A 23,557-nucleotide genomic window follows, 5' to 3' on the forward strand; every position below is an offset into this window, starting at 1 on the left:
AACTCCGTCATCCCCTGCTGCCTATCCTCTGGATTCCCATTTCCGGTAGATGGCTTCCAGTGCATCTGTCACACCATCGATCCCCAGAAGACTGGTATTAAAAAGCATACTGTTGGACTCGATCCCGCCCCACTCTCTTCCGGTCCGGGCTTCATAATAGAGTTTTCTCTCCCGGTCTGTCTTTTTGATCTTATCTGCTGCCTGCTTCTCTGTCAGCTTATAGATATCCATGATCCGGTTCAGTCGGTCATCCTTATATGCATAAATAAATGTATTAATCACATTTGAATAATCTCCCAGAACATAATCTGCACATCTTCCCACAAAAATACCAGGACCTCTCTGTGCCAGTCTCCGGATCAGCTCTGACTGGGCTTCAAACAACCGGTCGCTTAACGGCCTGCCCGCTTCTTCACCGCTCATAAATGCTGTATATTCACCGTTGCCTGCCACATAACCGGAAAGAAAACGTCCCAGCATCGTCTCATCTACTTTTGCTACATCTTCATCTGAAACTCCCAGTTCTCTTGCTGCCATCCGCAAAAGATTATGGTCATAAAGAGGAATATCCAGTCGTTCCGCAAGCCGGTTGCCTACCTCATGTCCACCGCTGCCAAACTGTCTTCCAATCGTTATCAGTGTATGTTCCATCATAAAAACCAGCTCCTCCCGTTCTTATTTTCTGATAATTTTATTTTATCACGAATAAGAACGACAAGAAACTGGTTTTTTCTTAATTTTCAGTAAACTTAATTTGCTATTTCTATTTTTTTTCATCCCTGCTGACAATCTTATAATATTCTCTTGATGTAAGCAGATACACAGCCGCATAAAAAACTGCAAATGCCAGATAGCAGCAGATCATGACAAGTATCAACAGCTTTTCATCATTCATGGCAAACATTTTCAAGATCTTCCTTATGATCGGAAATGAAAATGCAGTATGCATTCCGGCCATTGCCAGCGGTAAAAAGAAGACTGTCATGACCTGTGAATTAATGCTCTGCCGTACTTCTTTCCTGGTCATTCCAACTTTCATCAAAATTGAAAATCTTCCCTGATCTTCATATCCTTCCGTAATCTGCTTGTAGTAAATGATCAGAATCATACCAAAGATAAAGACAGATCCAAGCAGGATACCAAGGAAGAACAATCCTCCATACAGTGCATAATAATCACTCTTTGACACCGCTCTCGCATTCACATTTACCATCGGGAACTGCTCATCCTGAAGCTGGAGTGTTGAAATATTATTTTGCAGCTCGCTGACCAGACTGACCTGCCCTTCTTCTGACAGATCCGTATCAAATGCATAACATAATTTTTCACTGGAAGCATTTTCACCATACACCGCTCTTTGTGCAGCCTCAAACTGATCCATCACAGCCTCATCCGGCACGATCAGATACACACCGGAATTTAGAGTTTCAACATCATCTCCACAGATAAACTGATTGTCCGGCGTTCCTTTATTTTTCCAGTTGCCACATCCTTCCACCTGAAACGTATCCTTTTCATATGCTTCATCCGGTAAGTAGACATATAACTCATTTTTTTCCAATGACAGATTTTCTCCTGTCAGCCGGTTATAATCTGCAACGGTCAGAATATACAGCATCTTCAGACTGTCCAGACTTTTTATATTTTCATGCTCAAACTTGATTCCCTCATCTGTCTTTACACATGCAGTACTCAGTATATGATATTCTTTTGTTTCTTTTAATTTAATTTTATTTTCATTGATCGTCTGTCCGACTGTTTCTTTTAATTTTTCTTCCCTGTCTTTATCTTCCAGAGAACTTCCCGATGCCATTTCAACCGAAAATTGCTGTGGATAGCCTTTCGCTAAATTTCCTTCGATGCTGGCATAAAGGCAGACCGTGGAAGAGACCATCACAAGCACCATTGTTGAAAGAATACAGATTGACGCAAGACCTGCTCCGTTTCTCTTCATACGGTATACCATAGAAGAAATGGATACAAAATGTCTTGTCTTATAATAATAATTTTTCTTTTTCTGCATCAGTCTGCAAAATGCCACCGAACCGGCAATAAAAAGCAGATAGGTTGCAACGATCACCATCAGCACCGCTACCATGAACCACAGCATTGCCTCCATCGGTTCTTCAATGCTCACTGCGATCCAATATGCCCCGGCAAGGATTATAAGACCTGCAATGGCAAGAATCCAGTTCGCCTTCGGCGGTTTTTCACCTGCTGTCTCACTTTTCAGCATATCGACCGGCTTTGTCCTGAAAATAAAGATCAGCATCCTGAGAAGGATCACCGCAAAAATCGCCAGGAAAAGGGAGACGGTATAATAGATTGCCTTCGGTTCTATGGTCATCTTATAACCGAGATGGTTTCCCACGATCTTGACTGCAGCCAGTTCTGCAAGTTTGGAAAATAAAATTCCGCCCAGCAGACCTCCCGCAATCGAAATCACAGCAGTCATCAGATTTTCCCAGATCAGAATCTTTACCAGTTCTCTTTTTCCCATACCCAGAATATGATACAGACCAAATTCTTTCTGCCGTCTGCGGATCAGAAATGAATTTGTATAATACAGTAAAATCCAGGAAAAGACTGCGATCACAGGTGTTCCCATTCCCAGGATCATCTGCATGGATTCTCCGCCCCTCATCGTCCTGAAATCGTCACTGATCCGCAAAAACTGAATGATATAATACATCATCACCATGCAGAAGCAGGTAAAAATGTACGGAAAATAAAATTTTTTATTCTTCGACATCCCGGTTGCGGCAAGTCTGAAATAAAGTCCTCTTTTCATCGTCTTTCACCACCTGTCGCAAGCATGGTCAATGTAGCTGAGATTTTCTGATAAAACTGCTCATCACTCAGCTCACCACGATATACCTGATGGAACACTTCCCCGTCTTTGATGAATAGTACCCTTCCTGCACGACTCGCTGCTTTTACAGAATGTGTTACCATAACGATGGTCTGCCCTTTTTGATTGATCCTTGAAAAAATACCAAGCATTTCGTCCGTGGACTTGGAATCCAATGCTCCGGTCGGTTCATCTGCAAGGAGCAGACGAGGCTCTGTAATCAATGCCCTTGCTGCGGCTGCACGCTGCTTCTGTCCGCCGGATACTTCATAGGGATATTTTTCCAGAAGACCGGCAATTCCCAGTTCTTCTGCAATCGGCATCAGTTTCTGACTCATTTCCCGGTACGGTACGCCTTTCAGCACCAACGGAAGCAGGATATTATCTTTGAGGTTAAATGTATCCAGCAGACTAAAGTCCTGAAATACAAATCCAAGATTTTCTCTTCGGAATTTTGAAATATCCTTTTCTTTAATGGCAGATAACGGTCTTCCATCCAGATAAACCTCTCCCTGTGTCGGACGGTCCAGTGCCGCCATGATATTTAAAAGTGTTGTCTTTCCTGAACCGCTCTCCCCCATGATCGATACATACTCTCCCTCTTCAACAGAAAATGTCACTTTGGAAAGTGCCTGCACCTGATTGCCGCCAAACCTCGGCCTGTATATTTTTTTGATGTCTTCTACTTCCAATACAGTCATATTTCTATAACTCCCTTCTCTAAACTTCTTATACTCTTCATGTACCCTTCCCAGGTACTGAAGTCAGTATAACAATTCAGCGGAAATGCTACCATCGAATCGGGTGACATTTCCGCTGTCCTATGTGACCTTTTTGTAAGACGAACCTCTCTGCTTTTTTACTCCACCTGGAGAGCATAAGAACTCAGGTCGATTTTGAAGGAACTTCCCTCTCCCGGAATGGATTCTACCGAGATCGTATGCCCTAACTTTTTCGCAGCCATCTGACTCAAATACAGACCGATCCCGGTAGATTTTTTTCCAAGCCTTCCATTTTCTCCGGTATAACCTTTTTCAAATATTCTTGGGATATCCTCCGCTGCGATCCCGATCCCCGTATCCTCGATTACAAGCTGTCGGTCTCCCTCTACCCGGATCGTTACCGATCCCTGCTGCGTATACTTCACTGCATTAGACAAAATCTGCTCCACTATAAAAGACAGCCATTTCTCATCCGTCAGAACAACCTCATCTGTTCCCTGATAGACCACCTGGATCTTTTTCCGTATGAACTGACCTGCATACTTACGGATTGCTTTTCTGATAACAGGATCCAGTGCATACTCTGCTGCAACCAGGTCAAATCCTCCGCCTCTATCATTAAGCCGTACATAACTCAGTGCCATCTCTGCATACTGTTCCACACGGAACAGCTCCGCTTTTAATTCCCGGCTCTGCTCTGTATCCTCCTGCTGTAAAAGTACCTGCATGACTGCGATCGGAGCTTTGATCTGATGCACCCAGGCGGCATAATAGTCCTCCATGTCGCTCATGGTATCATCCCATACTTTCTGCCTGTCTCTCCATTCCTGCTCTTCCTTTTTCAGAAGCTTCTGATAATCCGCTTCGCACAGATCCGCTGCTTTTGGAAGACTTTCTCCATAAGGTCCCTTGTCCTTTTCCAAAAACTCCAGTCTCCTGTGCCTTTCTATCAATCGGAAAAATCCGACCAGCAAAAAGACAATTCCAAAAACCAGACATAAAAGTGCCGGATATACTGCTGCCTTTAAATCAATCCCGCTCAACGAAAAGATAAGCAGATAAATCAGTCCGCACAGGATACTCCATCCGATCACCTGTCTTTTTTTATAAAAATACTGCAATACCAGCTTCATCGTTCCACCTCGATCAGATAACCGCCACCGACTTTCGTCGTAATAAACTCATCCAGTCCTGCTTTTTCCAGCTTTTTTCTCAGCCTGGCAATATTTACTGTCAGAGTATTTTCCTCGATATAATCATCGGTCTCCCACAGCTTCGTCATCAGCGTATCCCGGCTCACCAGCCGGCCTTTATTCTCCATCAGGATCTGCAGGATTTTAAACTCATTTTTGGTAAGATTCACTTTTTCTCCCTCATAAGTCAGCGTTGTATCATAAAGATTCAGGATGGCTCCCCGATGCTCCAGCATGGGAACTTTCCCCGACAGATCATAAGTCCTCCTGAGTACTGCCTGTACCTTTGCTGTCAGCACATTCAGATCAAACGGCTTCGCTATAAAATCATCGCCTCCCATATTCATTGCCATGATAATATTCATATTATCTGCTGCGGAAGAAATAAAAATCACCGGTACATTCGACACTTTCCGTATCTCGCTGCACCAGTGGTATCCATTATAGAAAGGAAGCGTGATATCCATGAGGACCAGATGCGGTGCCTGAGCGGCAAAAAAGGAAAGAACATTCTGAAAATTCTTTACATAAACCGCTTCATTCCCCCACGCATTCATCTCTTTTGCGATGGCCTCTGCCATGACAAGGTCATCTTCTATGATCATGATCTTATACATTCGTCATTCCCCTTTTAAATCTGTTGCCTGCTATCAATATTAAAAAGGCACAAACCATTCCCTGGAGTCCACTTCCAATGTAGATCTTTTCAGGATAGTTTATGCCTGTTGAATCAGTATTGTGCATTTTTACTGTACCGCATTTCCGGTGTCTGCTCTCAGATCAGCCTTTCCGCCATTCAGTCTAAAATCTGGATCGCTTCATCTCCATCTCCACTGATCTCAAAACCGGTTGCTCCCCAAAAGCCTCTCATAAGCTGACGGTACTGATCCGGACCTGTATAACCGATCGGTGCCAGAGCATATCCAAACGGCGAACGGATCACAGTCACCTGCTTCTGACGGAGCTGATCCAGAATCTCGCACATACAGACGCTTCCATATCCTTTTCCACGCATCGTCATATCCGGGATATAAAACTCAACGATATTCGCCTTGAACTTTGTCTCCAGCACATATCGGAAACGGAAGACCAGTCCTCCATTCTCGAATACGTCCACATGCTCTCCTTCATAATGAAATTCCAGAATATGGGCACTTTTATCCGTCAGCGTGACGCCTCTGAAATACTCTTTTCTAATGTATAATGCAATTTCCATCTATCTTTTCCTGTCCTTCCAACTTTCCGGAAGACACTCGGATCTTCCTATGCCTCCGGCTTTTCTTTTTTCGGACGATGTACCGTAAGCTGGACATTCACGCCCAGTGGGTTGATCACCACGCCCCTTGCATCCGGGATCAGTGCCTCCGGAATCTTTGCTGACGGAATTGCCAGCATCTTTAACTTTTTGTCTCCCGCAAAACGGCGGAACTCCAGAATATCTGTAAAGATCGGCTGATACATACTTCCATCTTTCTGCTTCAGAACCGGAATCTGTCCATCCTCCTGTACCGAGATCAGAAATGTGCCTTTCTGATAATGTGCCAGTAACTCTTCCTGCAGTTCTTTGATCTGATCCGTCACTTCTCCACCTGTCTGATGACGCAGTTCCTGCATCAGATAAATAGCGGTCAGGTGCATCTCAGGATTCTCCACGATCATCTTTCCTTCTCCTGCTTCCTTCATATTCTGACGGACTACAAGATCTTTGAGCTGGACTCTTTTCTCCTGGTCTGTCCCTACATTCACAGAAAGACCGTTCACACCCATCAGATACAGACTGGTATAAAATGCCAGTAACTGGTCATCCACCAGCTTTGCCACACCTGCCAGATAATGAGCCTCCGTCAGTTCCTTTGCTTTATTTTTCGCATCCTCTTCTCTATGATAAAGAAGGATCTCATCATCAAAAGTCTCCGGATTGCATACCACAAACGGAAGCTTTGTCGCTCCCGACATGATCACATATAATTCTCCCGGTGTACGAAGGGATTGCAGTGTCTCTCTTAAAGCTGTCTTCTTGCTGTTCTCATCCATATTTATCTTCCTCACATTCCACGTCAGTCGCTTATCTTTGCGTCTTCATTCTAAACGCTATTGGTTTATTATACCACACTATCCCCTTCCGCAAAAGAGAAAAAAAGGCTTTCCTGCGAAAACCTTTTCTTCCTGCTACTTTTTCATTTTCGGGTCAAAGATCAGCGAAGCCAGATATCCAAAGACCAATGCGGCCGATATCCCCACAGCACTTGCTTTAAAACCTCCCATAAAAATACCGATAAATCCATTTTTATCTACCGCTTCTTTTACCCCTTTCCACAAAACATTTCCAAATCCAAGCAGCGGCACACTTGCTCCTGCTTTCGCGAAATCCTGAAAGGGCTGATACAGTCCGGCAAATCCAAGAATCACGCCTCCGCATACCAGACATACCATGACTCTGCCAGGCATCAGTTTTGTCCGGTCCAGTAAAATCTGTACCAACGCACAGATCACACCCCCGATCAGAAATGAAATCAGATAGTCCATCCCGCCGCCTCCTTCCGACAATGTTCGATCACAATCCCATGTGCGATCCCCGGTACACTTGCACCTTCATTAAAGCTCACCGTTGACATCAATGCTCCTGTGGGGACAAATAAAATCCTTTTCCATTCCCCGCTTTCAATCTTTGGCAGCAGATACGATGCCAGCGTCACTGCCGCACATCCACAGCCACTTCCCCCTGCATGGGTATCCTGCGTCTCAGGATCAAAGATCAACATTCCACAGTCCAGATGCTTCTGCCGGAGATCATATCCCTTTTCTGCTGCCAAATCAAATAAAATTGACTGACCGATGGAGCCAAGATCGCCCGTAATGATCCGGTCATAATCTTCTGCCGTCCGTCCGAAATCTTTCAAATTCCTGACGATCGTATCAGCAGCCGCCGGAGCCATGCATGCTCCCATATTCTGCGAATCTTTCAGTCCGTAGTCCACGATCTTTCCCACTGTGATCCCGCTGATCTTCACATTTCCCGGATCCGTTCCCACTACAAAGGCCCCGCTCCCGGTCACTGTCCAGTGTGCAGATAAAGGTCTCTGGCTGGCATAACCCAACGGAAAACGGAACTCCTTTTCCGCACTTCCGAAATGGCTTGATGTAACCGCCAGCATAGAGTCTCCATACCCTGCCGACACACTCATTGCTGCCAGTGCCAGTGCCTCTCCTGATGTTGAACATGCCCCGTAAAGCCCGAACATGGGAATCTGCAGTGCCTCCACTCCCATGGAAGTGGCAATCCCCTGCCTCAGAAGATCTCCCCCGAACAGATACCGGATCTTCTCCGGTTTCAGTCCTGCTTTTCCGATGGCCAGTATACAGGCTTCTTTCTGCATATTGCTCTCTGCCTCTTCCCAGGTCTTTGCCCCGAACAGGTTATCCTGCTCATCTACCATATCAAATTTTTTTCCAAGCGGACCTTCCGCCTCTTTCTTTCCTGCAACAGATGCCGCACTTAAAATGTATGCCGGTCTCTGAAAATGCAGGCTCTGTGTTCCGCATAGTTTTGTCTGATCCATAAGAAAATTCCCCATTTCTGCTTTCCGTATTTTCTCACATTTGAATGGTTACAGGGATATTATTTTCAAAATGATACAAACTATTCATGATGATCTGAAAGAGTCATGAAACTTGCGGGATCACTTTCAGGAAAGGAGTATTGTTATGAATCCTACAGAACAAATGAAACGACAGCAACAATATAAAACTTATGTAGATCAGAAGACGCCACGCCACAATCTCTGGCTGAATATGCTCAGGGCTTTTCTCACAGGAGGGGCTGTCTGCGTTCTCGGTCAGATTATTTTCAACCTCTGCGAACTGCAAAAACTTTCCCAGGATGACTGCAGCAACTGGACTTCCATGCTTCTCGTCCTGATCAGTGTCATTCTGACGGGAACCGGAATTTATCCGAAACTGGCAAAATGGGGCGGTGCAGGAGCTTTGGTTCCGATTACCGGTTTCGCCAATTCTGTTGCCGCACCTGCCATTGAATACAAAAAAGAAGGCCAGGTCTTTGGTATCGGATGCAAGATCTTCACCATCGCCGGGCCTGTTATACTTTATGGGATTTTCACAAGCTGGTTTTTCGGCCTGCTCTACTGGATGTGGGGGATGATCTGATCCCCCGCTTATTGCCCGGTCGGCAGTGACCGGCAGCCGCCTTCACGGATGCCGGTCACTGCTTTGTCAATTCCGCCCTGTCTACTTTCATGGATGCAGGCGGCAATCCGGTCAGCTCTGCTTTTTATTCTTTCTCAGAAGCAAGGTACTGCTCCGTCAGCTCCACTGCATTCGCAATGCACTGGGAACATGGAACAAGCGGCTTCCCTGTTGCCACACCCTTTAACTCACGGCAATAGTAAGAACCTTCCATCTCTTTAAACTTCTGTGCATACGCTTTTGCTTTCTTATATGTATCTCCTTTACTCGGCTTTTTTCCATCCAGGTTTCCAACACTGTTCTCCATACCGATGACCATCAGCATTCCAGTCACTGCTCCACACATATCCATCATTCCCATTCCGAGTCCAAATCCCTCAGAAACACGAAACATCGTCTCCTGATCGATTCCAAACTCCTCGCAGAAAGAACAGGCTACCGCCTGTGCACAGTTATATCCTTTATCATGAAATGCCATTGCCTGCTCAACTTTTTTGCTCATCTTCAAATTCATCCTCTTTCTTTTTATTTTCTTTTGTACTTCGCCCGCTGCTTTATCTCTTTGCTTTCAACGTACTGCCTTTTTTATTATCCCCTGCTTTCAACTTAAGGACAATCCGTTCCCAACGATTTTCCCAGTTTTTCTTCCAGCTTCAAAAGACGATTGTACTTCACTGCCGCCTCCAGGCATCCCGGACTTCCAAGCTTCATCTGTCCGATTCCAAATGCAACCGCTGCATCTACAAGTGCCGCATCTTCGGTTTCCTTCCGCTGCCTGCATAAAATAATTCCTTTTCCCTGCTCCGTTACTTCCCGTACACGCTCTGAAAGTTCTGTCAGGGTATAGATTTCTCCGGGATCGATCATAACAGACCGTCTTCCCAATACCGTCTTTTTTTCACAATCCTCCCGATCTTCCAGTTTCTTTTCCAGCTCCTGTATTCCTTCCCGATCTTCTCTGTATAGAGGGTCTTCCAAAAGACTGATCGGATACTCTCCGGTAAGTCTGGTCAGATATTCGATCAGTTCCTCCCGTGAGCGTTCCACCCGCTGTCCGCATCGTCGGCTCTCTGCCGGAAAACGATATACTCCCGACTGCTTTTCATACAGTCTTCCAGCTCCTGCATTGACTGCAAAAAAGATTTCTTTTCCACATTGATATCCCGCCTCTTCCACTGCCTTTTCCAGTAATTTCAGCACTCCTCCATCTGCCGCATCCTGCTTTTTTCTGTCAGGCTCTCCCTCTCTTCCATTTCTTTTTTTCAGAGCCTCCCTGAACAGACTGTCGATCTCACCTGCCGCCCTGATCTGTCCCTGTACAGAAGAAATTCCTTTCGGGACAAGCATCAGTTCCCTGAAATCCATTTCTGTCTCTTCTGCAGTTCCGTCTGCCGCCAGGATCAGCAGGGCCGGAAGTTTCAGTGCATGAGTCCCACCTAAATACCGGTACAGAGAAAGCTTCAGCTTTCCTGCCGCTGCCCTTGCTGTCGCGATGGAAACTGCCAGTGATACTTCCTGCGGGATCTCTTTTCTTTTTTCGAGTAAATGGTCGATCTCTTCCTGCTCGAACAGATTCTTCCCGATCAGTTCCTCTGCGATCTGACTGTGCATCTGCTCAATTCCTGCCTCAATTTCTTGTTCACCTTTTTGTCCTGCAACCGATGCAGTTCCAACAATATCTTCTCCTGCAAGTACTTCCGCCTCCACCGCCGGTGATCCGCCGGAATCAAGAATTTTCCTTACATAAATATCACGGATTGGAAGACAAATATCCATAATCCTACCTCCTGAAAATAAAATTGACTTGTCGTGAATCTTACATTCACAACAAGTCTTCCCTTTTACTTTCATTATTTCCCGATCTTTTTGCTTAATGCATTCCCGCGGAAATATCAGTGGAAGAAATGATCTCCGATCTGCATTCCGTATCCACCGGTGCTGAAATAAAGGCAGTCGCCAACCGGATTACTTCCGTTCAGTGCATCTTCCGCTGCCTGCAGTGCAGACTCAGAATATCCTGCATTGGCACGCACACGGTCAAGCCATCCCGACATTGCCGGTGAAAACTGCCCTGACTGATAGATCACCTCACTGACAGAATTCGGATAAACACTGCTCTTTACACGGTTCAACACGACTGCTCCAACCGCAACCTGTCCTTCATATGGCTGATTTCCAGCCTCACAGAAGATCAGCGATGCCATCAATTCTTTCTCTGCCTGAAGTGCTGCCGCTTTCTCTGCCTGCTCCCGGGCAATCCGCTCTGCTTCTTCGGCTGCCTTTCTCTCCTCTTCCAGCTTTGCCTCGTAAGCAGCTTTCGCCTCATTCACTGCAGTCAGCGTCTCTTCCACTGTGGTTTTCTGTGCATTCTGTACGATCTCTGAAACAGCCCACTGTATTTCTTCTCCCCTTATCAGTGACAGCGTCTCATTGATCTGTGCATTCTGCTCTGCGGCGTAGCTTGTGAACCCGGTAAATGTCATCGCACTCACTGCTGCCACGTATACAGAAGCAAAAAAGCACTTATTTTTATTAAATTTCATATACTCCTCCTAAACTATTTTTGCAATATCTTTACAACTCCCTTATTAAATTTATGCAATTATTTTCGCATTTATTACAGATATTACAAAATTGTTACGACGAGTATACTATCACAAAAAAATGCTACTGTCAACTTTTTTGTTTCATTTTATTTTTCGTGCCTTTTTTCCCACTACGGAATTACCGGTTTTTATCTCATTCTCAGCACCGGACTAATCTTTTTATAGATAACAAATACAATCGCAGAAACAGCCACTCCCTTAATCAGATTAAACGGTGCTACCGCGAAAATAACAAAGGTTGAAAGGCTTGTAATATGCGGATTTACTGCTGTCCCAAGTCCTACCAGCTTACTGACCGGCATTCCGAAAGCAGCTCCATATGCCGGAAGAAGAACATACGCATTGACAAAGCATCCAAGAACCGTCATCAGGATCGTTCCTGTTGCCATTCCGATCAGTGCATTTTTTCTTGTCCGGTTTCTCCGGTAAATAATTCCTGCCGGAACACATAACGCACAACCGATCACAAAATTTGCAATCTCACCGACTCCTGCTGTTGAAGTTCCTGTCAGTACAAAATTCAAAAGAATCTTCACCAGTTCGATCAATGCTCCGGCAACCGGTCCCATTGCAAAGCATCCCACAAGCACCGGGACTTCACTGAAGTCGATCTTATAAAAAGACGGTGCAAACGGAAGTGGAATCTCAAAAAGCATCAGGATCACCGCTACCGCTGCAAGCATGCCGATCTGAACGACCGCTCTTACTCCCATTTTTTTCTCTGACTGCATCATAGTCTTTGTACTCATTTCTTTTCTCTCCTTTTTCTTTGCAGTTTTCCAAACCACAGTATTAAATTTCTGAAAAAGGTAATCTTCCATGCAGGATCAGCAAAATTTTAATACTAAAAAACCCCGGAGGCCTCTGCCATCCGGGGTGCTGTTCCATATCGTAAGGAGATGCTCCTGCTTTCTCTGATCCTGAATCTCTTTCTGATCCTGAATCTCTTTCTGATCCTGAATTTCTTCCTGATTCTCAAAGCACGAACCTTCTTCTCTCATCCAGACTTTACTGTCGGTACCGGAATCCCCTGCCATGCATCCTTTGCACAGAAAAGTCACCGGTTCAGCCGCAGATACTGCGGGTCGCGGACTATACCGCCGGTTGGGACTTTCACCCGACCCCGAAGATTACTTCCTTTTACCTTTATTACTATAACGCTATTTTTTCCTGATTGCAAGTCAGATTTTTATACACTTAATTTTTTATCTGCCATCCATCCGCTGACTCCAAACAGTATGAATCCTACAACCAGGTAATAGAGTACGAAACCAGGGTTGAATCCCGATGTTCCGATATTGACGCAGATTGCAGGACAGATCAGATCATAGATCTTCTCCACGGCAATAATGATTGCAAAAAATACCACAACTGCCAGGAATCCTGAATATTTTGCATTCAGAAGCAGTGTTCTTGACAGGATCACTCCCACAAATCCTGCCATGATCACTACGGTCCATCCCAGGAATATCTCTGCAGATCCCCAAATGATCGAAGGGAGGCCGTCTATATATAATTCTCCTGCCTGCCAGATCATTTTAAAGAGATCACTCAAATGTCCTGTATGCTGTAATGTGACCAGGATACAGATCAGTCCGACTGCCACATACATCACAAAGACGATCAGCATCTGCAGGATCGCTGCAAGGAATTTTGATCCAAGAATCTCCCAGATGGACTTTGGAACCATCCAGAGCATATAACTCTGCTTCGTCTTCAGATCTCTGTTCAGTACAAGAATGCTTTCAATCCCGACATAAAAAACTACAAAAAAGGTTGCCATCATCATCACTGCCAGACTTACTGCTGCCAGCTTCTCCCGTCCCAGCAGCATTCCCAGTGCAAATCCAAGTACGCATACCAGAAGAATACTTCCAATCACCATCCTTGAAGTCTGTTGCTTTTTCATCTCATATTTCAATAACTTTACCATTTTCTTACCTCCTTCAGCTCAACATTCCTACATTAACTGCATATAAAGCTCTGTCAAGGAACGTCCGGTCGTCATCCGTTCTCTTTCAAGATTTACGACATCTGCCAGTTTACCGCCTTTGATAAAGATCGCCTCTTCCACATAACTTTCTATCTCCTCGATCAGATGCGTAGACATTACGATCGTCCGGCTTTCATCTGCCTGTCTTAAGATCATTTCGACGATCTGCTCCCTTGCCTTAAAGTCTACTCCGTTCAACGGCTCATCCAGCAGAGTTAATTTTGCCTTTCTTGCCAGCGTTGCCGCAATCCGGAGCTTCGCATTCATTCCACTGGACAGCTCTCTTACCTTCATCTCCCCGTCAAGTCCGGTTTTTCCAATGAGGTTCCAGAATGCTGCCCGGTCAAATCCCGCAAAGAAATCCGTATAATATTTTTCAACATCCTTGATCTTCATATAACTATAAAAGAAATTTTCCGTTGCCATATAGGCGATCGATTCTTTGTCTTTTGCACAAAGCGGATGTCCCTCGTAAAAGATCTCTCCCTTTTCCGGCTTTGACAGCCCTGCGATCAGCTTCATCCAGGTCGTCTTTCCACTTCCGTTCTCCCCGAGAAGGCCATAAATCTTCCCGCTTTTTAACTGAAGTGATACATCATCCAGGGCTGTCTTTCTCCCAAATTTTTTTGTCAGATTCTTACATTCCAGTATTGCCTGCATCATTTTTCTTCCTCCTTATAATCCGCGATCCGGTCAATGATATCTCCTTTTTGGAATCCCAGATCCTCCATCTCCTGCATAAAATTTCTGACCAGTTCTTCTGCCATCTCTTTTTTTAATCCGCTTATCATGTCATCCTCCTCTGAAACGAATGTTCCGATCCCACGCTTTGTATAGCACAGCCCCATGCTCTCCATCTCCCGGTAGATCCTGGCTGCTGTATTCTGATTCACCTTAAACAGTACGGCCAGTTCCCGGTTGGAAGGCATCTTCTCCCCCGGCTTTAACTCACCTTTCACCATCCGCTTTTTCAGTTCATTGATCACCTGTAAGTAAATCGGACTTGCTGTATTGTATTCCATTCTATCACTCCAATCTCTCTGTATCAGTGCTATAGTTAGATAGTACACTAGTTATTTATATCTGTCAATACTGATTTTTATATTTTTGTCATTTCTGATTTATGTAGGCAATTAATATGATACCAGGGTCAAAAGGTCTAAGCCCACATGAGCTTGCTCATAGGTGGGTGAAAGACCTTAGGACCCGCCCCGATATGAGCATAAAAGTGGGGGCGTAAGCACCACGATATGCGAATGTTGGGTAGGATTGTGGGAGCACGTAGTGCGTAACAATCCGTAGGTATCATAGTCGGGGGCTTTTGACCCCGACACCTTAATATCGGAATATAACAAGAGCTGCATTGACCATTGCCAATGCAGCTCTGTTAGTTAAGGACTTTTTACAGCCTCATTTTATTTCTCATATTCTGTTTTTATTATTCTTCTGTATGTTTTGCAGCGTATTTTCTGCCAAGCATATATACACCAACTGCATAAACCGCTGTCAGAATGGCTGCAATGATGTATGCTACATTCATTGAAAGTCCGAATCCGATCTTTGCACTTAAGATAAAGGAAGAAATTACGAACATATAAAAACTTCCCGGAACAAGCGGTACAAGGAATACCCATTTTGCTGAACCTTTTTTCGCCATCAGGTAAACTGTGATTGCTGCAAATGCGAATACTGCGATCGTCTGGTTGCTCCATGCGAAATATCTCCAAAGGATATTAAATCCTTCCGCATTCAGTTTTGCAAATACAAGGATTGCAATAACCGGAACAAACATACAGATGGTCAGGATCACTCTGTTCTTTTTCTTTCTCTGATCATAATGAATATAATCTGCGATCATCAGACGGCAGGAACGAAGTGCTGTATCTCCTGAAGTGATCGGAAGTACGATAACTCCCAGGATTGCGATGATTCCTCCAACCGGTCCGAGAAGTCCTTTTGCGACTTCACCAACCGCTGCTGTTGCTCCTGCTGTAGAGCCTGAATTATAGAGTCCCATTGCTGCTGCAGCCCAGATCATAGCAATCAGACCTTCAAGAATCATTGTTCCGTAGAATGTCATTTTTCCTTCTTTTTCATGTCTTACGGAACGTCCGATCATTGTACACTGAGTAGAATGGAAACCGGATGTAATACCGCAGGCAACTGTCACAAAGAATACCGGAACAAATTTTGTTCCAGGTGCACTTGCTCCCACGATTCCGTCAAAATACGGATAAACATCGAAGATTCCCTTAATTCCGTGACTGAAATCAATATTATCCAGTTGATATCCTTGGGCGAAAATACCAAAGAATACCCCTACTGCTGAAAGCAGAAGGATTGCTCCAAAGATCGGGTAAATCCTTCCAATGATCTTGTCGATCGGAAACAGCGTAGCTACAAGATAATAAACCAGAATCACACCATAAATAACCCAGGTCCATACATTTACATCTGTAAAACCACAGATCTGACCTGCAAAGAGATCTCCAGGTGTATATGTAAATACCGCACCGACAAGGAGCATCAGCAGGCAGAGGAAAATATTATAAACCTGATACACTTTTCCCCCCAGAAACTTATGAACGATTCCCGGCATCTGTGCACCGTCCTGTCGCAGCGACATCATTCCACTTAAATAATCATGAACTGCTCCACTGATGACGCATCCAATAGGAATCGTAAGGAATGCAACCGGTCCAAATAAGATACCCTGAATTGGTCCGAAGATTGGTCCTGTTCCTGCAATGTTCAATAAGTTGATCAGTGCATTTTTCCATTTGCTCATAGGAACATAATCCACACCGTCTTCCAGTTTTACAGCCGGAGTCTGTCTGTCATCTGGCTTGAAAATTCTCTCGACAAAGCTTCCGTATAAGAAGCCACCGATGATAAGAATTGCAAGTCCGATTAAAAAGGTTGTCATTTTTCTCATCTCCCAATAATGATATTCCAAAAAGAACTGTTGCTCGCATAATTTAGAGTACGCTCTCTTTTTGCTAGACATAAGTTTATCACTTTAAAGTAAGATATCAACCCCTTTTATAAAAATATTTTTAAAATCATAAAATTTGTACAAACTCTTTATAATTTTTTAATAAAAATGTCTCTTCTCCGTTTATTGACATTCCTTATATCCGGCTATAGTATAAAATTGATGCCAGGGTCAAAAGGTCTTTCGCCAACATGAGCTTGCTCATAGGTGGGCGAAAGACCTTAGGGCCCGCCCCGATATGAGCATAAAAGTGGGATGATAATCCCACGATATGCGAATATTGGGTAGGATTGTGGGAGTGCGTAGCACGGAGCAATCCGTAGGCATCAAAGTCGGGGGCTTTTGACCCTGGCATCTTAATTAAAATCTATTTTGAAATTACAATACAGAACAGAATCAGCTCTCCTGATTCCGCTCCTGACAGAGGTGAAAAAATTGCTTGAACATTTGAAAAAGGAACAGATCAACCCATCTATTATAGAAGAGATTAAAAAATACCGGCAAAAATATGCTGACACTGCTGATACTTCCCAAACTTCCCTTCGCTATCTTTACTATGGAAAAGAGATCTGGGAGGCTGCTGTACACGCTTTACTCTGCGGTGAAAATCTCCTTCTCGCAGGATCAAAAGCAACCGGAAAAAATGTACTGGCTGAAAATCTTGCCCGTGCATTCCGCCGTCCCTGCTATAATCTCTCTTTCCATATTAATATGGACGCCTCTTCCATGATAGGAAATGATACCTTTAGAAACGGAGAAGTTGTCTTTCGCCCCGGTCCGATCTACCAGAGTGCCGTTGACGGAGGTTTCTGCATTCTCGATGAGATCAATATGGCACGAAATGAAGCTCTCGCTGTTCTCCACTCTGTACTGGATTTCCGACGCACGATCCACATTCCGGGCTACGATCAGATTCCGGTACATCCGGCAACTCGTTTTATTGCTACTATGAACTATGGTTATTCCGGTACAAGGGAACTGAACGAGGCTCTCGCCTCCCGGTTTGTGATCCTTCAGATGCCTTCCATCACGCAGGACAATCTGACCCGGTTACTGCTGCGGGAATTTCCCGGAATTAAAAAGCAGTTCGCAGAACAATTTTCCGGTCTTTTTTCCGACATTGAGAAAAAATGCGAAAGCGGAGAACTGACTGAAAAAGTCCTTGACCTGCGTGGACTGCTGGATGCTCTGCGGCTTATCCAGAATGGACTCTCCCCCTATCCTGCACTGGATATGGGACTTACCAATAAAACTTTTGATGCGTACGAACAAACTCTGATCCGGGATATCATCACTACAAGGATCTCAAAAAAGACAGAAAGTACCACGATCTTCTCCTAACAGAAGCAGAACCAAAAGCACCGGCAGAAAGCAGAACCTCATCTTTCAGATTGTAAAACCAGCACCAGGAAAAGAGAGCAACCACATGAAGTACAACAAAAACAAAGAATTTTCAGAAATAAAAAAGAACCCTTCTCAGGGAAAAAGAATTTCTGCTGTCAGACGAGCCGAAAATATGGTCTGGACCGCAGCCGGTGTCTATGATTTTGAACCACAGTTTCTCTCCTTCTGGCAGGATGGAACTCCTGATTTTTATACAAATTCCATTATTGGTTACGCCCATAAATGGTATTTTACAACTGCCATGCAGACACTTTTTTCCACGATCAATGATTCGCTTCACCGGGATCTCTACGATGGACTTCTCTGGTTTGTTCTTGAGAACTGCACTTTTGAACGGGAAGTCTCTGCCCGTCCCGCTCTCAATGAAATGCGTTATTCCTATGCAAAAAAATTCCTGGATCAGGAATCAAGCCGTTCCAGACAGCAGTGGATGGCTCAGAACAGTACTGTCTATGCATTGCAGGCCGCAAGATGTCATACTATTCTCGGGCAGGATACAGGGCTTGTCTCCACAAAAGAGAAAAAACTTTTCAACGAACTTACCTTAAGTGGTTCTGCAACCGATCAGGAGATCATCCACAGGGTCACTTCGGTTTTTCAACAATATTTCCATTACAGTGGACAGCCGGACAGACTTACTTTTCTTTATCGTTGTTCCATGCGTCTAAAGAGGAAACTTCTGAATCACTTTCCTTCACGTATTGTCCGAAATGACAGACTTTTCGTTGAATCTGGTTCTTCATCAGCCCCTGGAGGAAAAGGAACCGGCAGAACCGGTCCTGACTTTAACCGGACAGCGGATGCCTCTGAAAAAGATTATGAATATATCCGCCAATGCTTTGGCCGCCCCCTCTACCCGAAAGAAAAAGAATGCCGCCTGAATACTGCTCTCTGTACCTGGCCACATGATCATTCCCATCTTTATTATACGGATGGAATTTCTGAAACCTGTACCCGGACAGATGCTTCGATTCTTCAGGCACGAAAAGATATTGATCATCAGGAGAAAAGGAATCAAATTCATTTCGATGAACATCAATTTATTTACAGGAGTTCCATTTGTAAACTGTCAGAACAGATTCAGAATGCTATTTTAGTCTCTCCTGTACCACTTCCGATCCGTGGACGGAGCGGCCAGCTTGCCACATCCGAGATCTGGCGGGGACTGTTTCTTCATGACGACCGGATCTTTTATACAAAGAAGGAGGAAGAACAGCCTTCCTTTTCCGTAGATCTTGTACTGGATGCCTCCGCCTCCTGCATGGATTATCAGGAAACTCTCGCAGCACAGAGTTATGTCATCGCACAAAGTCTCCAAAAGTGCCGGATTCCAGTGCAGGTCACTTCTTTTTCCAGCCTTCGCAGCTATACTGTGATCCATCGCTTTATCCGCTATAATGAAACCGATAAAAACACGAATCTATTCCGATATTTTGCTGCCGGGTGGAATCGTGACGGACTTGCCCTGCGTGCGATCCATCAATTGATGGAGGAAGAGCCTGCTGCCCCAAACCGGATTGCCATCATTTTTACAGATGCAAGTCCCAATGATGACCGGAAGATTCCCGCCAGTCTGGAACATGGATTTGCTCTGAGCCGTGACTACTCCGGCAATGCTGCTGTCAAAGATGTTGCCACAGAAGTCCGGGCATTAAAAAAAGATGGCATCCAGGTCATGGCCATCTTAAATGGAAATTTCGGAGATACGAAAGCTGCCCGTGAAATCTTTGGAAAAGATTTTACCCGCATCGAGCGTCCTGCTCAGCTTGCCAGTGCTGTTGGACGGCTTCTTATCTCCAAAATACAGCAGCTTTCTTAAAAAATCAGGCAGTTTCCACTCGGAACTGCCTGATTTTACTCTCTTCCCCGGTTCAGTCAATCTGCCAGTCGATCGGCTCGATCCCGTTCTTTTCAAGAAATGCATTCGTCTGACTGAATGGTCTGCTTCCAAAGAATCCTCTGTACGCAGACAGCGGACTCGGATGCGGTGCCTCCAGTATGAGATGCTTCTGATTGTTCAGCATCCGCTTCTTCCTCTGTGCCGGTGCTCCCCATAAAATAAAGACGATCGGACGATCCTGGCTGTTCAGTGCCATGATCGCAGCATCTGTAAATTCTTCCCAACCGATCCCTCTGTGAGAATTGGCCTGATGGGCACGCACCGTCAGAACAGTATTCAACATCAGCACTCCCTGCTCTGCCCACTTTGTAAGACAGCCATGATCCGGGATCGTACATCCAAGATCATCATGAAGCTCCTTATAAATATTCACCAGTGAAGGTGGAATCTCCACGCCCTTTTGCACCGAGAAGCACAATCCATGTGCCTGCCCGTGATTATGATAAGGATCCTGACCTAAGATAACAACCTTTACATCTTTCAGCGGCGTCAGATGAAATGCATTAAAAATATCTTTTGCCGGTGGAAAGATCAGCCTTGTCTTATATTCTTCATTCACTGTTGCAAATAATTTTCTATAATACGGCTTCGCGAACTCACCTTTTAAGGCTTCATACCAGTCTCCGTTCAAACCACTCATAATCTTACAGACACTCCATTCTCTCGTAAGTATTCTTTCACTTCTTTTATCTCCAGCTCTTTATAATGGAATAACGATGCTGCCAAAGCTGCATCGGCTCCGCCTTCCGTCAATGCCTCCCGGAAATGCTCCAGCTTCCCTGCACCACCGGATGCGATCACCGGGATTGAAACACTGTCAGCGATTGCACGGGTCAGCTCCAGATCATATCCGGCTTTTGTTCCATCACAGTCCATACTCGTCAGAAGAATCTCTCCTGCACCGAGCGACTCTACTTTTTTAGCCCATTCCATTGCATCGATCCCTACATCGATCCGTCCACCATTCTTATAAATATTCCAGCCACTTCCGTCTGCCCGCCTTTTGGCATCAATCGCCACAACCACGCACTGACTACCAAACTTATCAGCCGCCTCACGAATTAATTCCGGTGTATTGATCGCAGAAGAATTGATGGAAATCTTATCTGCTCCCTCCCGGAGCAATGCCCGGAAATCATCTACCGTACGGATTCCGCCTCCTACTGTAAATGGAATAAATACACATTCTGCAACTTTCCGCACCATATCAACCACAGTTCCTCTCGCATCTGAAGAAGCGGTGATATCCAGGAATACCAGTTCATCTGCTCCTGCCTGGTCATATGCCTTTGCAATCTCCACCGGATCACCGGCATCCTTGAGATCCACAAAATTCACACCTTTTACAACTCTTCCTGCATTGACATCAAGACATGGAATAATTCTTTTCGTAAACATTTTTCTTTCCTCCTTACAGTTCCACGAAGTTTTTTAAGATATGCAGACCTACATCGCTGCTCTTCTCCGGATGGAACTGACAGGCAAATATATTTCCCTGTTCAACCGATGCATGGATATGCGTGCTGTATTCAGTCGATGCTTTCACGATTTCTTTCTCTTCTGCCTGCAGATAATAGGAATGCACAAAATAGACATAGGCATTTTCCTCGATTCCCCGGAAGAGTCTTCCGTCATGCTCTAAATGCAGCGAATTCCACCCCATATGCGGAATCTTCAATCCTGCCCGCTCCGGAATCCTTAAGATCTTTCCTTTCAGTATTCCAAGTCCTGCAACACCCGGTGCTTCTTCACTGCTCTCAAAAAGGAGCTGCAATCCCAGGCAGATTCCGAGGAAAGGAATCTCTTTCTTTACGACCTCCCGGATCACCTCATCCAGTCCGCTCTCCCTCAGATTCGCCATTGCATCACCAAAGGCTCCTACCCCCGGAAGGATCACCTTATCTGCTGACAGGATCTTCTCTCTGTCTGAAGTTACTTCCACTTCCTGTCCAAGTGCAAGCAATGCTTTCTCCACACTTTTTATATTTCCGGCATCATAATCAATTATTGCTATCATTCTTTAATCCTTTCAAATCAGGGGTTTTCGTTCTTTTCTATAGATGTTGGGGTCAAAAGCCCCCGACTTTGATGCTCATATCGGGGCGGGTCCTAAGGTCTTTCACCCACCTATGAGCAAACTCATGTGGGCTTAGACCTTTTGACCCTGGCATCTTTCTATATACTTTATCATGATTTTGCATCCAGTTCAAACCAGAATTCTACTCCATTATCAAAATTTCTGACTCCGTATCCCTGATGGAACGATTCCATGATCGCTTTTACAATCGACAGACCGATTCCATTTCCGCCATATTCTCTTGTATGAGCCTTATCCACTTTATAAAATTTATCCCACAGTTTCGGCACATCCTCCTCCGGGATCGGCTTTCCGCTGTTAAAGACAGAAACTCTTACTTTTCCATCCGATGATACGATTCTGACTTCAATCCGCTTTTCATTATCCACATGATGGATTGCATTTGTCAGATAGTTTCGTACTACCTGTTCTGTCTTAAACTCATCTCCCCATACATAGACTTTCTCTTCACTCACAAAATCTACCGATGCACCCGCCTGCTGGATCAGGATATCACAGCTTGCGATCACGCCTCTTACAAGAGCCGCAATATCAAACCGTGCAAATTCTACCTCATCATTTCCAAATTCCAGTTGATTCAGTGTCAGAAGGTTCTTGACCATCTGATTCATCTTTGACGCTTCATCCATAATGACATCACAGTAAAACTCCCTGCTTTCCGAATCATCATTGACTCCTTCTTTCAGTCCTTCCGCATATCCCTGGATCAATGCGATCGGAGTCTTCAGCTCATGTGATACATTTCCCAGAAATTCATTTCTCATATCTTCCAATTTTTCTTTCTGTTCAATATCTTTCTGCAACTGATTATTTGCTGTCTTTAATTCCGAAACCGTCTTTTCCAGTTGCAGGGACATTTTATTAAAGTTCTCCCCCAGGATTCCGATCTCATTATTTCCACCACTGGTATACTTCATATCAAAATTCAGATTCGCCATATCTTCCGACAGCCTTGCCAATTCCATCACCGGCCTGGTGATCTTTCTTGAAAAAATCCATACAAGCAGACCTCCAACTACCATCCCTATGATACCAAGATAGATCAGGAACTGATTCGCCAGAGAAGCACTTTCCCGGATACTCTCCAGTGGGCTACGCATCAGCACAAAAAAATCATCATCCAGATACCCCCACATTTCAAGATAATCGGTTCCATTCTGACGATCCGTCATCTTCCGCATCACATACTGATCTGTCGATTTTAAAACAGTCTCATTCCCTGTATCCTTTGAAAAAAAGATCCGCAGAGTCTGATCGTAAAGAAGACTCTTTTCTTTTACATTAGAAAAAATTTCATTGATGGTTCCTGCATCCCGGTCTACATTCATCACGCAGACATCAATATTCATTTTTTCCAGTTCATAAGATAATTTCCACTGCTTATTCTCATCCGTCAGCTCATCAGACTCCTGTGCTTCTTTCAATGCATTATACGTATTCAGAAGATCACTCTCTTTGTGCGTGGTATAGTAATGTCCCAGGAACACCGCATTGACAATAAAAACTGCTGCCAGCACAAATGCCAGCAGACCGACAAAGACTGCAGTCATCTGTCTGCTTAACGATTTTTTCATCTGCTTTTCCATCTGCAT

Annotated in this window: 25 protein-coding genes, 2 pseudogenes and 1 riboswitch; of the genes and pseudogenes, 3 read left to right on the forward strand and 24 right to left on the reverse strand. The window is 44.7% G+C overall.

Annotated features, from left to right (window positions below; all coding sequences use genetic code 11):
* Positions 1 to 21: 21 nt before the first annotated feature.
* The 9 genes from NQ541_RS09280 to NQ541_RS09320 form a co-directional block, all read right to left on the reverse strand.
* Positions 22 to 654, reverse strand: coding sequence for a cytidylate kinase-like family protein (locus NQ541_RS09280; RefSeq protein ID WP_005612643.1), 633 nt, complete (start codon positions 652 to 654; stop codon positions 22 to 24).
* A 109-nt stretch (positions 655 to 763) separates the two neighbouring features.
* Complete coding sequence (locus NQ541_RS09285) at positions 764 to 2,791, reverse strand: ABC transporter permease (protein WP_005612640.1); 2,028 nt, start codon at positions 2,789 to 2,791, stop codon at positions 764 to 766.
* Positions 2,788 to 3,552 (reverse strand): ABC transporter ATP-binding protein, encoded by a 765-nt coding sequence (locus NQ541_RS09290; RefSeq protein ID WP_005612638.1) that lies wholly within the window; start codon positions 3,550 to 3,552, stop codon positions 2,788 to 2,790. The genes NQ541_RS09285 and NQ541_RS09290 overlap by 4 nt, the downstream gene beginning before the upstream one ends.
* 158 nt (positions 3,553 to 3,710) lie before the next feature.
* Positions 3,711 to 4,706 carry a sensor histidine kinase gene (locus tag NQ541_RS09295; protein ID WP_005612635.1) on the reverse strand — a complete coding sequence of 332 codons (996 nt, stop codon included), beginning with the start codon at positions 4,704 to 4,706 and terminating at the stop codon, positions 3,711 to 3,713.
* Complete coding sequence (locus NQ541_RS09300) at positions 4,703 to 5,383, reverse strand: response regulator transcription factor (RefSeq protein WP_005612632.1); 681 nt, start codon at positions 5,381 to 5,383, stop codon at positions 4,703 to 4,705. The genes NQ541_RS09295 and NQ541_RS09300 overlap by 4 nt, the downstream gene beginning before the upstream one ends.
* A 179-nt stretch (positions 5,384 to 5,562) precedes the next feature.
* Positions 5,563 to 5,982 carry a hypothetical protein gene (locus NQ541_RS09305; protein ID WP_005612624.1) on the reverse strand — a complete coding sequence of 140 codons (420 nt, stop codon included), beginning with the start codon at positions 5,980 to 5,982 and terminating at the stop codon, positions 5,563 to 5,565.
* Positions 5,983 to 6,029: 47 nt separating this feature from the next.
* Positions 6,030 to 6,800, reverse strand: coding sequence for an SseB family protein (locus tag NQ541_RS09310; RefSeq protein WP_005612623.1), 771 nt, complete (start codon positions 6,798 to 6,800; stop codon positions 6,030 to 6,032).
* Positions 6,801 to 6,935: 135 nt separating this feature from the next.
* The gene (locus NQ541_RS09315; RefSeq protein ID WP_005612622.1) at positions 6,936 to 7,292 is read right to left on the reverse strand and encodes a SpoVA/SpoVAEb family sporulation membrane protein; all 357 of its coding nucleotides are present in this window, start codon (positions 7,290 to 7,292) and stop codon (positions 6,936 to 6,938) included.
* Positions 7,280 to 8,326 carry a stage V sporulation protein AD gene (locus NQ541_RS09320; RefSeq protein WP_044941155.1) on the reverse strand — a complete coding sequence of 349 codons (1,047 nt, stop codon included), beginning with the start codon at positions 8,324 to 8,326 and terminating at the stop codon, positions 7,280 to 7,282. The genes NQ541_RS09315 and NQ541_RS09320 overlap by 13 nt, the downstream gene beginning before the upstream one ends.
* 145 nt (positions 8,327 to 8,471) lie before the next feature.
* Here NQ541_RS09320 and NQ541_RS09325 point away from each other — a divergent pair, with 145 nt between their 5' ends.
* A complete protein-coding gene (locus tag NQ541_RS09325; protein ID WP_005612620.1) occupies positions 8,472 to 8,930 on the forward strand; it encodes a SpoVA/SpoVAEb family sporulation membrane protein in 459 nt (152 codons plus the stop codon).
* A gap of 124 nt (positions 8,931 to 9,054) precedes the next feature.
* Here NQ541_RS09325 and NQ541_RS09330 read toward each other — a convergent pair whose 3' ends face one another.
* The 11 genes and pseudogenes from NQ541_RS09330 to NQ541_RS13220 form a co-directional block, all read right to left on the reverse strand.
* Positions 9,055 to 9,471, reverse strand: coding sequence for a C-GCAxxG-C-C family protein (locus NQ541_RS09330; protein WP_147644436.1), 417 nt, complete (start codon positions 9,469 to 9,471; stop codon positions 9,055 to 9,057).
* Positions 9,472 to 9,575: 104 nt separating this feature from the next.
* Positions 9,576 to 10,745, reverse strand: a complete 1,170-nt coding sequence (locus NQ541_RS09335; RefSeq protein WP_023921082.1) for a hypothetical protein — start codon at positions 10,743 to 10,745, stop codon at positions 9,576 to 9,578.
* 116 nt (positions 10,746 to 10,861) lie between these two features.
* Positions 10,862 to 11,512 (reverse strand): cell wall hydrolase, encoded by a 651-nt coding sequence (locus tag NQ541_RS09340; RefSeq protein ID WP_005612616.1) that lies wholly within the window; start codon positions 11,510 to 11,512, stop codon positions 10,862 to 10,864.
* Between the two features lie 191 nt (positions 11,513 to 11,703).
* Positions 11,704 to 12,243, reverse strand: a pseudogene (locus NQ541_RS09345) (ECF transporter S component); the annotation flags it as partial.
* A 159-nt stretch (positions 12,244 to 12,402) separates the two neighbouring features.
* Positions 12,403 to 12,576: a hypothetical protein gene (locus NQ541_RS09350; RefSeq protein WP_155983963.1), complete on the reverse strand. Its 174-nt coding sequence runs from the start codon at positions 12,574 to 12,576 to the stop codon at positions 12,403 to 12,405.
* Positions 12,561 to 12,710: riboswitch (FMN riboswitch) on the reverse strand. It overlaps the preceding gene by 16 nt.
* Positions 12,711 to 12,764: 54 nt before the next feature.
* Positions 12,765 to 13,508, reverse strand: coding sequence for a hypothetical protein (locus tag NQ541_RS09355; protein ID WP_005612611.1), 744 nt, complete (start codon positions 13,506 to 13,508; stop codon positions 12,765 to 12,767).
* A gap of 27 nt (positions 13,509 to 13,535) precedes the next feature.
* Entirely contained in the window at positions 13,536 to 14,231 is a 696-nt protein-coding gene (locus tag NQ541_RS09360; RefSeq protein WP_005612609.1) for an ABC transporter ATP-binding protein, read from the reverse strand.
* The gene (locus tag NQ541_RS09365; protein ID WP_005612608.1) at positions 14,228 to 14,590 is read right to left on the reverse strand and encodes a GntR family transcriptional regulator; all 363 of its coding nucleotides are present in this window, start codon (positions 14,588 to 14,590) and stop codon (positions 14,228 to 14,230) included. The genes NQ541_RS09360 and NQ541_RS09365 overlap by 4 nt, the downstream gene beginning before the upstream one ends.
* A 137-nt stretch (positions 14,591 to 14,727) precedes the next feature.
* Positions 14,728 to 14,932: pseudogene (locus tag NQ541_RS13215) on the reverse strand (hypothetical protein).
* A 74-nt stretch (positions 14,933 to 15,006) separates the two neighbouring features.
* Positions 15,007 to 16,494 carry a carbon starvation CstA family protein gene (locus NQ541_RS09375; RefSeq protein ID WP_023921078.1) on the reverse strand — a complete coding sequence of 496 codons (1,488 nt, stop codon included), beginning with the start codon at positions 16,492 to 16,494 and terminating at the stop codon, positions 15,007 to 15,009.
* A 205-nt stretch (positions 16,495 to 16,699) separates the two neighbouring features.
* The gene (locus NQ541_RS13220; RefSeq protein WP_081717057.1) at positions 16,700 to 16,918 is read right to left on the reverse strand and encodes a hypothetical protein; all 219 of its coding nucleotides are present in this window, start codon (positions 16,916 to 16,918) and stop codon (positions 16,700 to 16,702) included.
* A 71-nt stretch (positions 16,919 to 16,989) separates the two neighbouring features.
* Between NQ541_RS13220 and NQ541_RS09385 the strand changes: the two genes are divergently transcribed.
* Positions 16,990 to 17,904 carry an AAA family ATPase gene (locus tag NQ541_RS09385; RefSeq protein WP_147644435.1) on the forward strand — a complete coding sequence of 305 codons (915 nt, stop codon included), beginning with the start codon at positions 16,990 to 16,992 and terminating at the stop codon, positions 17,902 to 17,904.
* Positions 17,905 to 17,989: 85 nt separating this feature from the next.
* A complete protein-coding gene (locus NQ541_RS09390; protein ID WP_005613159.1) occupies positions 17,990 to 19,786 on the forward strand; it encodes a vWA domain-containing protein in 1,797 nt (598 codons plus the stop codon).
* Positions 19,787 to 19,838: 52 nt separating this feature from the next.
* Here the strand turns inward: NQ541_RS09390 and ung are convergent, their stop codons facing one another.
* From ung to NQ541_RS09410, 4 genes are all read right to left on the reverse strand, one after another.
* Positions 19,839 to 20,507, reverse strand: coding sequence for a uracil-DNA glycosylase (gene ung / locus NQ541_RS09395; protein WP_005613162.1), 669 nt, complete (start codon positions 20,505 to 20,507; stop codon positions 19,839 to 19,841).
* Positions 20,504 to 21,265, reverse strand: coding sequence for an imidazole glycerol phosphate synthase subunit HisF (hisF, locus tag NQ541_RS09400; RefSeq protein WP_005613166.1), 762 nt, complete (start codon positions 21,263 to 21,265; stop codon positions 20,504 to 20,506). Before hisF ends, ung begins: the two co-directional genes overlap by 4 nt.
* 13 nt (positions 21,266 to 21,278) lie before the next feature.
* The gene (gene hisH / locus NQ541_RS09405) at positions 21,279 to 21,884 is read right to left on the reverse strand and encodes an imidazole glycerol phosphate synthase subunit HisH (RefSeq protein ID WP_005613169.1); all 606 of its coding nucleotides are present in this window, start codon (positions 21,882 to 21,884) and stop codon (positions 21,279 to 21,281) included.
* Between the two features lie 170 nt (positions 21,885 to 22,054).
* Positions 22,055 to 23,557, reverse strand: a complete 1,503-nt coding sequence (locus tag NQ541_RS09410; protein ID WP_005609413.1) for a sensor histidine kinase — start codon at positions 23,555 to 23,557, stop codon at positions 22,055 to 22,057.

It is taken from the genome of [Ruminococcus] lactaris ATCC 29176 (assembly GCF_025152405.1).
GTDB classification, from domain to species: domain Bacteria; phylum Bacillota; class Clostridia; order Lachnospirales; family Lachnospiraceae; genus Mediterraneibacter; species Mediterraneibacter lactaris.

What these genes read in the sequence shown, in the direction of transcription:
- NQ541_RS09375 (WP_023921078.1), bottom strand. Translation starts at nt 16,494, where the DNA reads ATGACAACCTTTTTAATCGGACTTGCAATTCTTATCATCGGTGGCTTC.
- hisF (WP_005613166.1), bottom strand. Translation starts at nt 21,265, where the DNA reads ATGTTTACGAAAAGAATTATTCCATGTCTTGATGTCAATGCAGGAAGA.
- NQ541_RS09285 (WP_005612640.1), bottom strand. Translation starts at nt 2,791, where the DNA reads ATGAAAAGAGGACTTTATTTCAGACTTGCCGCAACCGGGATGTCGAAG.
- NQ541_RS09305 (WP_005612624.1), bottom strand. Translation starts at nt 5,982, where the DNA reads ATGGAAATTGCATTATACATTAGAAAAGAGTATTTCAGAGGCGTCACG.
- NQ541_RS09315 (WP_005612622.1), bottom strand. Translation starts at nt 7,292, where the DNA reads ATGGACTATCTGATTTCATTTCTGATCGGGGGTGTGATCTGTGCGTTG.
- NQ541_RS09295 (WP_005612635.1), bottom strand. Translation starts at nt 4,706, where the DNA reads ATGAAGCTGGTATTGCAGTATTTTTATAAAAAAAGACAGGTGATCGGA.
- NQ541_RS09335 (WP_023921082.1), bottom strand. Translation starts at nt 10,745, where the DNA reads ATGGATATTTGTCTTCCAATCCGTGATATTTATGTAAGGAAAATTCTT.
- NQ541_RS09330 (WP_147644436.1), bottom strand. Translation starts at nt 9,471, where the DNA reads ATGAGCAAAAAAGTTGAGCAGGCAATGGCATTTCATGATAAAGGATAT.
- NQ541_RS09320 (WP_044941155.1), bottom strand. Translation starts at nt 8,326, where the DNA reads ATGGATCAGACAAAACTATGCGGAACACAGAGCCTGCATTTTCAGAGA.
- NQ541_RS09310 (WP_005612623.1), bottom strand. Translation starts at nt 6,800, where the DNA reads ATGGATGAGAACAGCAAGAAGACAGCTTTAAGAGAGACACTGCAATCC.
- NQ541_RS13220 (WP_081717057.1), bottom strand. Translation starts at nt 16,918, where the DNA reads ATGCCAGGGTCAAAAGCCCCCGACTTTGATGCCTACGGATTGCTCCGT.
- NQ541_RS09390 (WP_005613159.1), top strand. Translation starts at nt 17,990, where the DNA reads ATGAAGTACAACAAAAACAAAGAATTTTCAGAAATAAAAAAGAACCCT.
- NQ541_RS09280 (WP_005612643.1), bottom strand. Translation starts at nt 654, where the DNA reads ATGATGGAACATACACTGATAACGATTGGAAGACAGTTTGGCAGCGGT.
- NQ541_RS09410 (WP_005609413.1), bottom strand. Translation starts at nt 23,557, where the DNA reads ATGCAGATGGAAAAGCAGATGAAAAAATCGTTAAGCAGACAGATGACT.
- NQ541_RS09325 (WP_005612620.1), top strand. Translation starts at nt 8,472, where the DNA reads ATGAATCCTACAGAACAAATGAAACGACAGCAACAATATAAAACTTAT.
- NQ541_RS09365 (WP_005612608.1), bottom strand. Translation starts at nt 14,590, where the DNA reads ATGGAATACAATACAGCAAGTCCGATTTACTTACAGGTGATCAATGAA.
- NQ541_RS09360 (WP_005612609.1), bottom strand. Translation starts at nt 14,231, where the DNA reads ATGATGCAGGCAATACTGGAATGTAAGAATCTGACAAAAAAATTTGGG.
- NQ541_RS09290 (WP_005612638.1), bottom strand. Translation starts at nt 3,552, where the DNA reads ATGACTGTATTGGAAGTAGAAGACATCAAAAAAATATACAGGCCGAGG.
- NQ541_RS09340 (WP_005612616.1), bottom strand. Translation starts at nt 11,512, where the DNA reads ATGAAATTTAATAAAAATAAGTGCTTTTTTGCTTCTGTATACGTGGCA.
- hisH (WP_005613169.1), bottom strand. Translation starts at nt 21,884, where the DNA reads ATGATAGCAATAATTGATTATGATGCCGGAAATATAAAAAGTGTGGAG.
- NQ541_RS09350 (WP_155983963.1), bottom strand. Translation starts at nt 12,576, where the DNA reads ATGAGAGAAGAAGGTTCGTGCTTTGAGAATCAGGAAGAAATTCAGGAT.
- NQ541_RS09355 (WP_005612611.1), bottom strand. Translation starts at nt 13,508, where the DNA reads ATGGTAAAGTTATTGAAATATGAGATGAAAAAGCAACAGACTTCAAGG.
- NQ541_RS09300 (WP_005612632.1), bottom strand. Translation starts at nt 5,383, where the DNA reads ATGTATAAGATCATGATCATAGAAGATGACCTTGTCATGGCAGAGGCC.
- ung (WP_005613162.1), bottom strand. Translation starts at nt 20,507, where the DNA reads ATGAGTGGTTTGAACGGAGACTGGTATGAAGCCTTAAAAGGTGAGTTC.